The following is a 15,109-nucleotide window of genomic DNA, read 5'->3' on the forward strand; positions in this document are numbered from 1 at the left end:
ACGTCATTAAGTCAAAGTAACTCTGCAGCAATTAGTCAAAGCAATAGTATTTCTAAGAGTCTGCAGGATTCATTTACTTCAGCCATTAACGCTTCAGGTAACTCGAATGTTTCAGAAAGCCAAAGTGCTAGTCATTCACTAAGTCAAAGTAACTCAAAGATTAACAGTGCCAGCGAAAGCTTCAGTACTTCAATCAGTGACAGTAACAGCTTAGCTAGTCAAAGCACTTCCAAGAGCCAAAAGGATAGTAAGTCAACAGCTGATAGTCAAAGCGAAAGTTTCAGTACTTCAATTAGTGATAGTAACTATTCAGCTAGTCAAAGTACTTCCAAGAGTCAAAGAGACAGCAAGTCATTGGCTGATAGTCAAAGTCAAAGCTACAGCACTTCACTGAGTCAGAGTAATTCAACGGCAATTAGTCAAAGCAATAGTATCTCGAAGAGTCTGCAGGATTCATTTACTTCAGCCATTAATGCTTCAGGTAACTCGAATGCTTCAGAAAGTCAAAGTACTAGTTATTCACTGAGTCAAAGTAATTCGAAGGTTGCAAGTGCCAGCGAAAGCTATAGCACTTCAATTAGCGACAGTAATAGCTCAGCTAGTCAAAGTACTTCAAAGAGTCAAAAGGATAGTAAGTCAACAGCTGATAGTCAAAGCGAAAGTTTCAGTACTTCAATCAGCGACAGTAACAGTGTTGCTAGTCAAAGCACTTCGAAGAGTCAAAAGGACAGTAAGTCAACAGCTGATAGTCAAAGCGAAAGCTTTAGTACTTCAATCAGCGACAGTAACAGCACTGCTAGTCAAAGTACTTCAAAGAGCCAAAGCATCAGCAAGTCAACAGCTGATAGTCAAAGTCAAAGCTACAGCACTTCACTGAGTCAGAGTAATTCAACGGCAATTAGTCAAAGCAATAGTATCTCGAAGAGTCTGCAGGATTCATTTACTTCAGCCATTAATGCTTCAGGTAACTCGAATGCTTCAGAAAGTCAAAGTACTAGTTATTCACTGAGTCAAAGTAATTCGAAGGTTGCAAGTGCCAGCGAAAGCTATAGCACTTCAATTAGCGACAGTAATAGCTCAGCTAGTCAAAGTACTTCAAAGAGTCAAAAGGATAGTAAGTCAACAGCTGATAGTCAAAGCGAAAGTTTCAGTACTTCAATCAGCGACAGTAACAGTGTTGCTAGTCAAAGCACTTCGAAGAGTCAAAAGGACAGTAAGTCAACAGCTGATAGTCAAAGCGAAAGCTTTAGTACTTCAATCAGCGACAGTAACAGCACTGCTAGTCAAAGTACTTCAAAGAGCCAAAGCATCAGCAAGTCAACAGCTGATAGCCAAAGCGAAAGCTATAGCACTTCAATTAGTGATAACAATTCGGCAGCATCTAGCGCAAGCAAGAGTTACAGCATTTCAGTAAGCAATAGTGATTCTACAGTAGCAAGTGCTAGTGCAAGCTACAGTACTTCAGTTAGTGCCAGTGACTATGTTGCAAGTACCAGTCGTTCAACAAGCGAAAGTCAAAGTAAATCTAAAGCAGAAAGTATTAGTAATAGTTATAGTATGTCAATTAGTACAAGTGATTACGTTGCAAGTATTAGTCGTTCAACAAGTGAGAGTCAAAGTAAGTCAATGGCTGATAGTGTAAGTGAAAGTCAAAGTAAGAAATTGAGTGATAGCAACTCAAAGATTAATAGTGCTAGCGAAAGCTTCAGTACTTCAATCAGCGATAGTAATAGTGTTGCCAGCCAAAGTACTTCAAAGAGTCAAAAGGACAGTAAGTCAACAGCCGACAGCGCCAGCGAAAGTTTCAGTACTTCAATTAGCGACAGTAACAGTGTTGCCAGTCAAAGTACTTCAAATAATCAAAAAGATAGTCAAAGTTACAGTACATCCTTGAGTAACAGTAACTCGGCTGCAACAAGTGAAAGTGAGAGTGCTTCAAAGAGTATGCAAAGTTCATTTGCGTCAACAAGTTTGAGTAACAGCATCAGCAACTCACAAGCAGCTAGTCAAAGTGAGAGTTTCAGTACTTCAATTAGTAATAGTGATTACGTTGCAAGTACCAGTCGTTCAACTAGCGAGAGCCAAAGTAAGTCAAATGCTGATAGCGTTAGTGACAGCTATAGTGGTTCTGTGAATAACAGTTCATACTCGGCAAGCTTAAGTGCTTCAGCAAGTGTAAGAGATAGTCAATCAGTTGCAAGTAGTGCTAGTGAAAGTCATAGTATGTCATTAAGTAATAGTGATGCTGCAGCAAGTTTGAGTAATAGTATCAGTAATTCAAAAGCAACTAGCTTGATTGAGAGTTTCAGTACTTCAATTAGTCAAAGTGATTATGAAGCAAGTATGAGTAAATCAACAAGTGAGAGTCAGAGTAAGTCAAAGGCAGACAGTATGAGTGAAAGTTATAGTAACTCTGTCAATAATAGTTCATACTCGGCAAGTTTAAGTGCTTCAACAAGTATGAGAGATAGCCAATCAGTCGCTATTAGTGCCAGTGAAAGTTACAGTATTTCATTAAGTAATAATAATGTTTCAGCAAGCTTGAGTAATAGTATCAGTAACTCACAGGCAGCTAGTCAAAGTGAAAGCTTCAGTACCTCAGTAAGCAATAGTGATTACCTTGCAAGTACTAGTCGCTCGGCTAGTGAAAGTCAAAGTAAATCTAAGGCAGATAGTATCAGCGAAAGCTATAGTAACTCTGTCAATAATAGTTCATATATGGCAAGTATGAGTGCTTCAGCAAGTGTAAGAGATAGTCAATCAGTTGCTGTTAGTGCGAGCGAAAGCTTTAGTATTTCATTAAGTAATAGCAATGCTTCAGCAAGTTTGAGCAATAGTGTAAGCAACTCACAAGTAGCTAGCCAAAGTGATAGTTTCAGCAGTTCTACTAACACCAGTGATTATCTTGCAAGTATGAGTAGATCAACCAGTGAGAGTCAAAGTAAATCTAAGGCAGACAGTGTAAGTGAAAGCTTCAGTGTATCAATTAGTACTAGTGATTATCTTGCAAGTATGAGTCGCTCAACCAGTGAGAGCCAAAGTAAATCTAAGGCAGATAGCACAAGCGAGAGCTTCAGTGTATCAATTAGTACTAGTGACTATCTTGCAAGCATGAGCAGATCAACCAGTGAGAGCCAGAGTAAGTCAAAGGCAGATAGTGCTAGTGAGAGCTACAGCAATTCTGTTAATAATAGTTCTTATGAAGCAAGTTTGAGTACTTCAGTAACTCAAAGTGGCAGTAAGTCTGTAGCAGATAGTATTAGCGAAAGTTACAGTAGATCAATTAGTGCTAGTGACTCAATCGTAAGCAGCGCCAGTGAAAGCTTTAGTATTTCAATTAGTCAAAGCGACAGTTTAACTAAAGAAAGTCTATCGACTAGTCGGAGTGAAAGTGATTCACTTGTAGCAAGTCAATCGATTAGTACTAGCGCTTCGATCAGTGCAAGTAGCAGCTCGGCTAGTGTAAGCATGTCAACTAGCCAAAGTGAGAGTGACTCACTTGCGGCAAGTACATCAATTAGTACTAGCGACTCGATGATTGCAAGCAGCAGTTCAGCCAGTGTAAGCATGTCAACTAGTCAAAGTGAGAGTGATTCACTTGTAACAAGTCAATCGATTAGTACCAGTGCTTCACTAAGTCAGAGCAGCAGTAAGTCGGTATCAGACAGTGCTAGTCAAAGCCTAAGTGTTTCGCTTAGTCAGAGTAATTCACTCAATAGTGAGTGGGCAGGCAATGGTGGTAACTATGTTCCAGCAATGTCGTCATCTACTTCAACGTCAGCAGCAGCTGATAACGCTGTAATTAAAGAGCTTCATCATAATGCATATATTTATGATAAGTCGGGACAACGTGTCGGTAACCTGATTTTGGCTAGAAAGTCACAGGTTAAGACTTATGGCGAGCAACAACTTATCAATGGTCGGTACTTCTACTACATTGGTGATGGTCATTATGTTTCTGCTCAAAACTTCGTTGGTTTTGAAAGTAAACTTCGCCACAATGCTTATATTTATAACCAAAAGGGTAAGCGAGTTGGCAAGACTGTCTTAAAGAAGGGTAAAGAACTTAAGGCATTTGATACAATTTATGTCCAAGGCCGTAAATTCTACAATATTTTACATGGTAAGTTCATCGCTGCTGGCAACTTCAAGGGTAAAGAACTGCATTTGAAACACAATGCTTATGTTTACAATGAAAAGGGCCACCGTGTAGGTAATGAAAAAGTAAGAAAAGGACAAAAGATGAAGATCTATGGTACCAAAGTGATTAACGGTCGCAAGTATTACCATTGTCGTTATGGCAAGTACATCTTAGTTGCTAATTTCAAAAAGTAATAAGTTAAATAGAGGTTGAAAAGCCTCAATTTTAAAAAGACTAATGCAGATTGTCTAATCTGGATTAGTCTTTTTTTGTATAAAAATCTTAGTAAGTTAGGTGACTTGGCACAATGCGCCTATATTAAGCTACAGACAATTTTAATTGTGGCAGGCTATAATAATTGACTTCAAGCAGTATTAAAGCGACTTAAATGGTGATTTAACGGCCATAAAGAATTAAAGCTAGGATAGCTCAAACAAAAAATGAACGTTAGAATAAAATCTAACGTTCATTTTTATATACAATATTTTGTTACTTATGATTTTGCTTGCCTTTATTGCGGTTGCGCAAATTTTCGTGCATTTCTTTGACCTGTTTGTTAACTACTGGTCCAGCAGAATTTTGGCTTAACAATTCAGCAATTTTAGCTGGTGTAACAATTTCTTTGAACGGTTCACGCTTGAGTTCTTCGTCAACATTTTTCTTAACGCGCGGCATAATGATGAATGTCACGATTACCTGTTGAATAATGGTAAAGAAGTTACCTGCAGCCCAATATAATGCGACTGAACCAGAAACAGACATTGAAATAAACAGGGTCATGATTGGGTTCAGCAGCATCATTGACTGCATTTGCTTTTTCTGTTCCTTAGGAATACCAATCAGTGAAATGTAACCTTGGATCAGGGCAAATACTGTACCAATAATCGCCATCAACATTGATTTTTCACTAAGCGAAATCGTGAAGAATGTTGAATTAGCCAAGGTTTTAGAATACATCACAGCTTGGTAAATCCCAATCATGATTGGGAACTGGATAATTAATGGCAGACAACCCATACCGCCCGTTAGCGACAGGTTATTTTGCGAATACAATTGCCGCTGCCAGTTGGCCAAGGTCATCTGCTGGTCTTGAGTTAAATCCTTCTTTTTCATTGCGTCTTGGATTAACTTCATTTGCGGCTGCAAACGGGCCATCTTTTCTTGTTGTGTTGTCGATTTCTTTTGCTGGTTTAACATTAATGGTAATAAAATCATCCGAACCACTAACGTCATTAAGATAATGGCCCAACCAGCACCATTTGCCCCGCCAATCAGGGTGTAGCAGCGCAACATGATATTCTGCAAAGGCCTTCCGATAAAGCTGTAAATCCAGCCGTAAATGCCGCTTGACGGCGGCGTATTGAGCGCGGTGCCGCGCTGGGCACACCCCGTCACAATTAACATGACTGCCAAAGTTAAGGCAGCTAAACCAAGATATTTACGATATTTTTTCATTCAATTCACCACATTATTAATTTAGTCAATATCTAATATAATACATGAAAACCATGCATTTTGCCCACATTTACCCGTTTTTCTTTTCTCAGATTGGTTATTTTGGCGAATTGCGAAATATTGTGAGGCAATTCTTGGCAAAATTGGTTAACTTGATTAAGGTCAGCTTGTAACATAATGGTTACAGTTTGGTCTGAATTATTGTGAACAGAACCCGTAAGCTGCATTTTGTCGGCCAAAACTTGAACGCTCCAGCGGAAGCCGACACCTTGGACGATACCAGAAACAGTAATTTCCCAGGTTTCCGTATTTGAATTAGCGGAAGTTTGTCGATGAGAGTGGTTATTTCGATTAAAAAAGCCCATAATTAATCCTTTCTATAAGTTACATACTTGATTTTACCATTTTTAAATTTAATAGTTTACATTAGAATAGAAGTAAGAGGAAGAGGTTTTAACAATGGAACAGATTAGTTCGGTAAACAATAAGTTAATTAAGGATTTAGCCAAATTAAAGCAGAAAAAATACCGTGAGGAAACGGGCTTATATTTAATTGAAGGTTTTCATCTAGTTGAAGAAGCAATTAAAGCCAACCGCAAGTTCGTTTATTTATTAGGAACGCAAGAAGCACTGGATACTGCTGCTTCTGAAAATGAAGTCGATATTTCTGGTCGAAATGTTATCTTGATTAATTCCGCAATTGTCCGTCATTTATCAAGTACCAAAAATTCCCAAGATATTTTTATGGTTTTGAAGATTGCCCAGCCTAAGGATTATCCCTTTAATTATGGTAAGTGGGTTTTGCTCGACCAATTAGCTGACCCGGGTAATGTCGGAACAATTATTAGAACAGCTGATGCTGCGGGGTTTGATGGGGTAGTTTTGTCGCCAAACAGTGTTGACTTGTACAATCCTAAAACGCAACGGGCAATGCAGGGAAGTCAATTCCACATTAATTTAATTGTGGCAGACTTACCTACGACAATTGCTTCTCTAAAAAATAGTGATATTCCCGTTTATGCCAGTATGCTCGATCGAGCAGCCAAACAATTGCCTGACTTTGCCCCAGTAGCGCAATTAGGGCTAGTTATTGGTAACGAGGCGCATGGAGTTAGTTTACCAGTAGCACAAGCCAGCGATGAAAAGCTGTACATTCCAATTAAGGGTCAGGCTGAATCACTAAACGCGGCAGTGGCAGCAGGAATTATGATCTATCATTTTGCCTAGTACTGAAGGATTGAATACTTGTTTTTAGTAAGTAAATTAATTATAATAGTTGTCAGAAACAGATATCAATAACGGAGGAACTGCCATGAGTCAAAAAGGAAACTATCAACAAACTAACGGGTGTCGGGCATTAACTTATGAAACTTGCCCTCACTTTGTTAATGCATTCCAGATCATCGGCAAGAAGTGGAATGGCTTGATTATTAGTTCCTTGTGTGAGACCAATTTCATGCGTTTCAAAGACTTAGCTAATTGCGTTTCTGCTTGTTCTGACCGAGTTTTAGTTGAACGATTAAAAGAATTAGAAAAAGAAAAAATTGTTAAACGTTCAGTTGATGCTAAAACCAAAATTATTTCTTATGGCTTAACTAAAAAAGGTGCTGAATTACAGCCGGTTTTTGACCAAATTCATGAATGGGCCGATAACTGGGTTTAAAAGCAAATTTTCACTTGCAACTTGTGGGCAAAAGAATTATCCTAGTAATTAATTACTAATGAGCAAGACTAGTAACAGCAATTGTTTAATCAGAGAGACTTTTTTATTGAGCTGAAAGAAGGGTCTAAATGGAACTGCGAATTTCATCTTGCCAGTAGGATCTAATCAATTCCGGTATTCACCGTTATCGAAGACTTGAGTGTGGACTTTATGGAGTCCAAACTAGGGTGGTACCGCGTAGCTTCGTCCCTTTTCGGGACGGGGCTTTTTTTATTTGAAAGGAAAAATTATGGACTTATTTGATCGACTGAAAGAACTTCGTGATAAAGGCCTCGCTGAAATCGACAAGGCAGAAAGTGAAGAAAAGTTAAATGATGTTCGGGTAAAATTAGTTGGCCGTAAAGGTGAATTAACTGAAATTTTGCACTCAATGAAGGATGTTGCTCCTGAACATAGACGAGAAATTGGTCAACGTGTGAACAAGCTTCGTGATTTGTTTAATGATAAATTGGATGATGCTAAGACCGAGATTGTTGAAGCACTTGTTGAGGAACGTCTTGAAAAAGAAAAGATTGATGTGACTTTGCCAGGTCGGGAAAATCATATTGGTTCGGAGCACCCAATTAACATTATCTTGGATGATCTTGAAAAATACTTTATTGGAATGGGTTACCAAGTGGTTCAGGGACCAGAAATTGAAACTGACCACTATTGTTTTGAAATGATGAACTTACCTAAGGACCACCCAGCTCGTGATATGCAGGCTACCTTCTATGTTGATCCTGAAGACTTACTGCGTTCACAGACTTCTGGTGACCAAGCTCGGGTTTTGGAAAAGCATGACTTTTCTCAAGGACCATTGAAGATGGTTGGACCTGGTAAGGTTTACCGTCGTGATGATGATGACGCGACGCACTCTCACCAATTCATGCAGATGGAAGGGTTAGTTATCGATAAGAATGTCACAATGGGTGACTTAAAGGGTACTCTGGAATTGCTCACTAAGCACATCTTCGGTGAAGACCGCGAAACTCGTCTGCGTCCAAGTTACTTCCCATTTACGGAGCCATCAGTTGAAATGGATGTTTCCTGCTTCAATTGTAATGGTAAGGGTTGTGCAATTTGTAAGTACACTGGCTGGATTGAAGTCTTAGGTGCCGGAATGGTTCACCCTAATGTTTTGGAAAATGCCGGCGTTGACTCAAATGTCTATGGTGGTTTTGCCTTTGGTGTCGGCCTAGATCGGTTCGCGATTTTAAAATATGGTATTGATGATATTCGCGATTTTTATACAAATGATGTCCGTTTCTTAGAGCAATTCCGTAAGGAGGAAAGATAATGCTAGTTTCATACAATTGGCTACAAGATTTTCTAAAATTAGATCAAGATCCCAAACAATTAGGCGAAAAAATCACCCGGACAGGTGTTGAAGTCGCTGAAGTTAAACACCCACAAGAAGGTTTGAAAAAATTAGTAATCGGTCATATTATCGACTGCACGCCAATTGAGGGTACTCACCTTAACATTACTCACGTTGATGTTGGCGAAGATGAGCCTCACCAAATCGTCTGTGGTGCGCCAAATGTTGCTGCTGGTGAGAATGTTGTTGTTGCATTACCAGGCGCAAGAATTGCCGACAACGTTAAGATCAAAAAGGGCAAGATGCGCGGTTATGAATCTAACGGCATGATTTGTGGTTTACAAGAAATTGGCTTTGCCGACAATTTAGTTCCTGAAAAATACACTGATGGGATTTATGTCTTCCCTGAAGATGCAGATATTAAACCGGGTCAAGATGCTTATGAACCATTAGGAATGGACGATTATATTTTTGACTTTGACATTACCCCTAACCGTGCTGATACCTTGTCAATGGAAGGCTCCGCATACGAAGTTGGTGCTATTGTCGACGAGCCCGTTAAGGTTGAAGATGTAACTTTGAAGGCTGATGGTCCCGATTGGACAAATGATTTTGTTGCCCAAGTTGATCCCAAGTTAGCCCCTAAGTTCTACTTGCGTAAAGTAACTGGCGTTAAAATTGCTGACAGTCCTTTGTGGATGCAAAAACGGTTATGGAATGCCGGAATTCGTCCAATTAACAATGTAGTTGATGTAACTAACTATATTATGCTGCTGACAGGCCAACCAATGCACACTTATGATGCTCGCGCCTTTGAGAGTGGCAAGTTGGTTGTACGCCAAGCCAATAAGGGTGAAAAATTAGTTTTATTGAACAACAAAGACGTTGATCTTGATCCTAATGACATTGTCATTACCGACGGTGACCGTGTTGTTATGATGGCTGGAGTAATGGGTGGTCTTAATTCTGAAATTGAAGATGATACCACCGATGTTATCTTGGAATCTGCTATCTTTGACCCGACTTTAATTAGAAAAGCTGCCTTGCGTCATGCGAACAGAACTGAAGCTTCAAGTCGCTACGAAAAGGGCGTTAACTGGGATGCTACGATGCGTGCACTTGACATGGCAGCATTACTTCTCAGAAATAATGCGCAAGGGACAGTTGCCGAGGGTGTAATTAAGGCTGCTGATGAGTCGCGTGAGCCAGTTGTAATTAAAACTACTGCTTCATACATTAATAAAGCCTTAGGTACGACCATTTCTGGCGATGAAATGCTGCACATTTTTGACCAGTTAAACTTTAAGGCTGAACTTGACGGTGATGACTTAACTGTTAATGTCCCTGCAAGACGTTGGGATATTGCCATTCCTGCAGACTTAGTTGAAGAAGTCGGCCGGCTATATGGTTATGACAATATTGAATCAACGCAACCTGTTCTAGCAGAAACTCACGGTGGCTATTCTAAGGAAGAAACAGTCCTAAGAAGAATTAAAAAGGTTGCTCAAGGTCAAGGCTTGCTTGAAGCAATCTCTTACTCATTGACTTCACCAGATAAGGCATTGGCTTTTACTAAAGATCCTAAAGAAGTTGTTGCAGTTCAAATGCCGCTTAACTCAAGTCGTTCAACTTTAAGACAAAACTTGTTAACGGGATTGGTTGATGCTGCCAGCTACAATATGGCACGTAAGCAAGACCAATTAGCTCTTTATGAGCAAGGCCGTGTTTATGACCACGAAGGTGGTACTTACAATGAGCACGAACATTTAGCTGCACTTTACTCTGGTAATACTTACTTTGCCAACTGGCAACATGAAGACGAAAAGATTGATTTCTACTATGTTAAGGGTCAATTAACTAACTTGCTATTAGCAATTGGAATCGACTTAAACGAAGTTGAATATAAGGCAGAAATTGTTGCTGGCTTGCACCCAACCAGAACCGCTGGAATTTACATCAAGGGCAAGTATGTTGGTTTAATTGGCATGATTGCCCACACTGTTACGATGGCTGATAAGGCTCTCAACGGTGCAGAAATTTACGGTTATGAATTAAATCTCGATGAAATTATTCCAATGATTATTGCACCGAAGACTGTTTCAACGCCAGCACCGAAATTCCCTGCAATTGAACGTGACTTGTCAATCTTGGTTAAAGAAGACGTTACTAACCAAGAAATTGAAGATGTCATTAAAGCAAATGGCGGTAAGTACCTGCGCAATCTACGCGTAATTGATGTTTACCAAGGGACACATATTGACGATGACAAGAAGAGTTTAGCTTACAACCTGACCTTCTTGAATGAAAAAGATACTTTGACTGATGAAGTTGTCACTAAGGCAATGAATGCGATTATGGCAGATTTGGAAGATAAACTTAGCGCTAAAATTCGTTAGAGGTTGACTTTGTGCTGGGAAATTAATATCATAGACCATTGCAAAGAAAATTTAACTTTAAGGAGTATATTTTATGCCTGAAAAATCATATCCAATGACTGCTGAAGGAAAAGAAAAACTTGAAGCAGAACTTAAAAATTTAAAAGTTGTTAAACGTCCAGAAGTAATCGAACGAATTAAGGTTGCCCGCTCATACGGTGACTTGTCCGAGAACTCCGAGTATGATGCTGCTAAGGATGAGCAGAGTCACCTTGAAGATCGGATTAGCGTCGTTGAAGAAATGCTGAAGTATGCGCATGTTGTTGACGCCGATGCCAGCAATCCTGACGAAGTGGCTGTTGGTAAGACGGTTACTTATACTGAAGTCGGTGAAGATGATCCAGAAACCTACACAATTGTTGGTAGTGACGAATCTGACCCACTAAGCGGTAAAATTTCTAACGATTCACCAATTGCCCAAGCTATCTTAGGTAAGAAGAAGGGCGAAACCGTAACTATTTCAACTCCAGGCGGCAAGTTTGAAGTTGTCATCAACAAGGTAGAAGAATAGTTAAAATTAAAAAAGCAGTTCATTAGAACTGCTTTTTTGTTATCGCTTAGTTAGCTTGTAAAGTGGCGGTAATCTTTGCTCTTGTCAAAGACAACTCCGCGGGCATTTTCACCATTAGAAATTGAAAATTCTGCTTGCGGATATTTAGCATGAACTTTAGCTTCTAAAAAGCCCCGCAGCATTGAGTTATTGGCAAGAACTGAACCGGTCAATGCCACCTTCATTGGCTTAGGGTTGTCATAACGATCCATGCCGATAATAATATCGCGGGCAAGTAATTCGGCCTGCTCCTTAATAATCGCTGTCGCGTTCACGTCACCTTGGTCGGCAAGCTTAGCAACTTCGACCGCCATTGAAGCAACTTCGGGATTAGTCATCTGGTAAAACTTGGCGGTACCATCAACGATATTATCAACTGCAAATATCCGGTTAAACATCGCGATTAAGGCATTATCTTCGCGCTTATCCCAACTGAGTAAGGCTGCTTTTAAGGCAGAGAGGGCAATTGCATAACCAGACCCTTCATCACCTAATAATGAGCCGTAACCGCCAGTAGTAATGATGTGACCATTTTGGAGGCCATTAAAAACAGAACCGGTTCCTGCAATTACTAAACCGCCGTCAGCACCTTCAAGACCATTATATAGCGCAAGGAGTGAGTCGGTAATTGCCCGCGTTGGCAAGTTGCCAACTTTACTAGAGATTGCGGCAGCAACTTGGGGTGCATTACCGATAACGGATAAACCCGCGATGCCACACAAAATTCGCTGGCAGTCGCCATCAATTTGATTAAGTAGCTGGTTAATTGCATCACTGATATTAATAATTGCGTTGTCATAGTCAGTATTAACTTGTCCAGCGCCAGCTTCAGCTCGTTCAAGCTCTTGCCCCTGCATGTCGTAAGCAATTGCTGTTGTATGTGTTCCACCAGCATCAACGCCAATTTGGTATATAAGTGTCATAAAATCTCTCCTTTTTTAATTCTAATTTTATTACAAACGCTAACAAGACAGAAGCGAATTATGAAATTATGTTAGCGGTAACTAAATGGCTAAGTAAAAATTCCTGACGTAATCTTTTAAAATTTTGCCAAAGCTATGGTCAAGTGATAGAATTGGCGTCTGCTTTTTGTTAAAATAACTCTAGTTTAGAGAGGTTTGAATTAAGTGAAATATTCTAAAAAACATCGCGGAGCTGCTAATGCAAAAAGTCAATCATCGACACCGCTCAGAATGAAAATTATTTTAGGGATTATTTTTGTTCTGTTTGCGACGCTGATTGGTCAGCTAGCATATTTGCAGCTAGGTTATGGCTCACGCTTTAAGGCCGAAGTGCAGAAGTCTAATTCTGCTGTGGTATCAAGTCAGGTGCCGCGCGGCGTTATGTACGATAGTAAAGGCCGCGTTTTGGTTGGTAATAAGGCGCAGAATGCCATTACTTATACCAAAAGTGCTTCAACCACGTCCGACCAAGTATATTCAATTGCTAATGCTTTAAGTTATTACATTAGACTTAATGATGAAAAGCCAACTGAGCAGCAGGTAATTGATTATTATCTTGGCAATAAGGCTAATAGTACTAAGGAAACAGCTAAAGTGCCTAAGTCGGTGCGCAATACCGAGGACGAAGAACTCATTAATAATGCGATCAACGATCAAGTGCGCAAGGAGCACATCAAGCTGACAACCCGTGAGAAGACAGCAGCTTTAATTTATAACAAAATATCGGGTGCATATACCCTATCAACAATTTATATTAAAAATCAGGGCCTAACTGATAAGGAAATTGCTGAGGTGGGGGAACATCTATCTAGCTTGCCTGGAGTTGGTATTGGGACTGATTGGCAGCGGTCCTATCCTAATGGCTCGTCTATTCAAAGTATCATTGGTTCAGTTTCAACTGAAAAAGCCGGCTTGCCAAGTGATAATTTGCAATATTACTTGACTAATGGTTATTCGCGTAATGACCGTGTGGGGACATCGTACTTAGAAGAAGAATATGAACCGCTTTTAAAGGGAACGAAGTCCACCAGCAAGGTCTGGACCAAGTCTGATGGTAATATTGAACAGACTAAGTCGGTTTATTCTGGTCAGGCAGGGGCCAGTTTGGTTCTAACGCTTGATGCGAAGTATCAAAAGGAAGTTCAAAACGCACTCAAGCAGACCTATGCTTCAGCTATTGCTTCAGGAGCAGCGCATTATTCCAATGGGGCTTATGCCGTGGCAATGAACCCGCAGACTGGGGCTCTATTGGCCGTTGCTGGGATTAACCGCGACCCGAACAAGAATAAGACTGTTGACAACGCCTTAGGTGTCATTAACCAAACTTATGTTATGGGTTCAGTTGTTAAGGGGGCAATGGTCGGCGGCGGTCTGATTAATAAGGTAATTACCCCAACTAACAATACTTTGCCTGATACGCCGATTTATTTGCCAGGTTCGCCAATTAAGAAGTCTGTCTATCCGGTTGGGACATTTGGCGCTTTGGATGCACCAACAGCGCTTGAAGTATCAAGTAACATTTATATGATGCACCTAGCAATGAATTGGGTTCATGCTAAATACGTGCCTAAGCAATTTATCAGTATGCCTGATACAGCTTTTGACACGCTACGTCGTAACTTTAATATGTTTGGCTTAGGACAAAAAACAGGTGTTGACTTGCCTGGTGAATCTGCTGGGATTCAGGGTAAATCGTTTAATGCCCAAGGACAAATTCTGTCTGGATCGGTCCTTGACTTGGCCTATGGTAACTATGATGCCTATACGCCAATTCAATTAGCGCAATATGTGTCCACGATTGCTAATGGTGGTTATCGTTTGCAGCCATATGTTGTGCAGTCAGTAGGGCATACAGCTACTAATGGTAAGAAAGTCTACATTGACTATAACAAGAAACCTAATGTGCAATTGCGAATTCCTTGGACTAGTGACGAGTTAGATGTTATCCATCAGGGGTTCTGGCGCGTTGTTCACGGAACTAATTCGTGGGGGACGGCTCATAAGTTAAAGGATGTTAAACCGTCGATTTCGGGTAAATCCGGTACGGCTCAAACATTCTACTATGATCCTAATCATCCGAACCAGAAGAATCCGCCAGAGTTGATTAATGCGACCTTTGTCGGCTATGCACCATCGAATAATCCTAAACTAGCAGTGGCGGTTGTTTTCCCAGGCTTAGATCCTGATTTGGAAGGTTCTTACACCCTGCAAATGGCTAAGGCAATGGTCCAAGATTACTTTAAGTTGCATAAAAATTAGAAATTTGAGGATAACTCTGGTAAAACTTTCTAAAAAATGCTATCATAAATCAGTCAGAATAATAAATTGTAGGTGGTGAAAGAAATGGCAGATAACATCATTTTGGAATGCACCGAATGTGGCGACAGAAGTTACTTATCTAAGAAAAACAAGCGTAAGCATCCGGAACGTTTAAGTTTGAAGAAGTATTGCCCTGTTGAAAGACACGCAACTCTTCATCGTGAAACTAAGTAATAAACCAATATGGCAGGGGCATTTTGTTCCTGCTATTTTTTGTAGTGAAA

11 protein-coding genes are annotated in these 15,109 nt (G+C 40.1%); 8 read left to right on the plus strand and 3 right to left on the minus strand.

What is annotated here, in order from left to right; all coding sequences use genetic code 11:
- Window positions 1–4,335: SLAP domain-containing protein (locus PT278_RS00005; protein WP_277129396.1), on the plus strand; the 4,335-nt coding region annotated here is incomplete at its 5' end.
- A gap of 295 nt (window positions 4,336–4,630) precedes the next feature.
- Here PT278_RS00005 and yidC read toward each other — a convergent pair.
- Entirely contained in the window at window positions 4,631–5,596 is a 966-nt protein-coding gene (gene yidC / locus PT278_RS00010; protein WP_277129397.1) for a membrane protein insertase YidC, read from the minus strand.
- Window positions 5,597–5,628: 32 nt separating this feature from the next.
- The gene (locus tag PT278_RS00015; protein WP_277129398.1) at window positions 5,629–5,961 is read right to left on the minus strand and encodes an acylphosphatase; all 333 of its coding nucleotides are present in this window, start codon (window positions 5,959–5,961) and stop codon (window positions 5,629–5,631) included.
- A gap of 94 nt (window positions 5,962–6,055) precedes the next feature.
- Between PT278_RS00015 and PT278_RS00020 the strand changes: the two genes are divergently transcribed.
- The 5 genes from PT278_RS00020 to greA all read left to right on the plus strand — a co-directional run bounded on the left by PT278_RS00020 (window position 6,056) and on the right by greA (window position 11,565).
- Window positions 6,056–6,823 carry an RNA methyltransferase gene (locus PT278_RS00020; RefSeq protein WP_277129399.1) on the plus strand — a complete coding sequence of 256 codons (768 nt, stop codon included), beginning with the start codon at window positions 6,056–6,058 and terminating at the stop codon, window positions 6,821–6,823.
- 85 nt (window positions 6,824–6,908) lie between these two features.
- Complete coding sequence (locus PT278_RS00025) at window positions 6,909–7,259, plus strand: helix-turn-helix domain-containing protein (protein ID WP_277129400.1); 351 nt, start codon at window positions 6,909–6,911, stop codon at window positions 7,257–7,259.
- 289 nt (window positions 7,260–7,548) lie between these two features.
- Window positions 7,549–8,598 carry a phenylalanine--tRNA ligase subunit alpha gene (pheS, locus tag PT278_RS00030; protein WP_277129401.1) on the plus strand — a complete coding sequence of 350 codons (1,050 nt, stop codon included), beginning with the start codon at window positions 7,549–7,551 and terminating at the stop codon, window positions 8,596–8,598.
- Window positions 8,598–11,015, plus strand: coding sequence for a phenylalanine--tRNA ligase subunit beta (gene pheT, locus PT278_RS00035; RefSeq protein ID WP_277129402.1), 2,418 nt, complete (start codon window positions 8,598–8,600; stop codon window positions 11,013–11,015). Before pheS ends, pheT begins: the two co-directional genes overlap by 1 nt.
- Window positions 11,016–11,088: 73 nt before the next feature.
- Complete coding sequence (gene greA / locus PT278_RS00040) at window positions 11,089–11,565, plus strand: transcription elongation factor GreA (RefSeq protein WP_277129403.1); 477 nt, start codon at window positions 11,089–11,091, stop codon at window positions 11,563–11,565.
- A 50-nt stretch (window positions 11,566–11,615) separates the two neighbouring features.
- On the opposite strand, the gene PT278_RS00045 is transcribed toward greA, so the two are convergent.
- The gene (locus tag PT278_RS00045; protein ID WP_277129404.1) at window positions 11,616–12,527 is read right to left on the minus strand and encodes a BadF/BadG/BcrA/BcrD ATPase family protein; all 912 of its coding nucleotides are present in this window, start codon (window positions 12,525–12,527) and stop codon (window positions 11,616–11,618) included.
- 204 nt (window positions 12,528–12,731) lie between these two features.
- Here PT278_RS00045 and PT278_RS00050 point away from each other — a divergent pair, with 204 nt between their 5' ends.
- Both PT278_RS00050 and rpmG read left to right on the plus strand, forming a co-directional pair.
- The gene (locus PT278_RS00050) at window positions 12,732–14,825 is read left to right on the plus strand and encodes a penicillin-binding protein 2 (protein ID WP_277129405.1); all 2,094 of its coding nucleotides are present in this window, start codon (window positions 12,732–12,734) and stop codon (window positions 14,823–14,825) included.
- An 84-nt stretch (window positions 14,826–14,909) separates the two neighbouring features.
- Window positions 14,910–15,059 carry a 50S ribosomal protein L33 gene (gene rpmG, locus PT278_RS00055; RefSeq protein WP_172999151.1) on the plus strand — a complete coding sequence of 50 codons (150 nt, stop codon included), beginning with the start codon at window positions 14,910–14,912 and terminating at the stop codon, window positions 15,057–15,059.
- The last annotated feature ends 50 nt before the right edge of the window (window positions 15,060–15,109 follow it).

The organism is Lactobacillus sp. ESL0703 (genome assembly GCF_029433435.1).
Classification (GTDB): Bacteria; Bacillota; Bacilli; order Lactobacillales; family Lactobacillaceae; genus Lactobacillus.

Bases quoted from the DNA above. Each gene is read 5' to 3' on its own strand.
- yidC (WP_277129397.1), bottom strand. From the start codon at position 5,596: ATGAAAAAATATCGTAAATATCTTGGTTTAGCTGCCTTAACTTTGGCA.
- PT278_RS00015 (WP_277129398.1), bottom strand. From the start codon at position 5,961: ATGGGCTTTTTTAATCGAAATAACCACTCTCATCGACAAACTTCCGCT.
- PT278_RS00020 (WP_277129399.1), top strand. From the start codon at position 6,056: ATGGAACAGATTAGTTCGGTAAACAATAAGTTAATTAAGGATTTAGCC.
- PT278_RS00025 (WP_277129400.1), top strand. From the start codon at position 6,909: ATGAGTCAAAAAGGAAACTATCAACAAACTAACGGGTGTCGGGCATTA.
- pheS (WP_277129401.1), top strand. From the start codon at position 7,549: ATGGACTTATTTGATCGACTGAAAGAACTTCGTGATAAAGGCCTCGCT.
- pheT (WP_277129402.1), top strand. From the start codon at position 8,598: ATGCTAGTTTCATACAATTGGCTACAAGATTTTCTAAAATTAGATCAA.
- greA (WP_277129403.1), top strand. From the start codon at position 11,089: ATGCCTGAAAAATCATATCCAATGACTGCTGAAGGAAAAGAAAAACTT.
- PT278_RS00045 (WP_277129404.1), bottom strand. From the start codon at position 12,527: ATGACACTTATATACCAAATTGGCGTTGATGCTGGTGGAACACATACA.
- rpmG (WP_172999151.1), top strand. From the start codon at position 14,910: ATGGCAGATAACATCATTTTGGAATGCACCGAATGTGGCGACAGAAGT.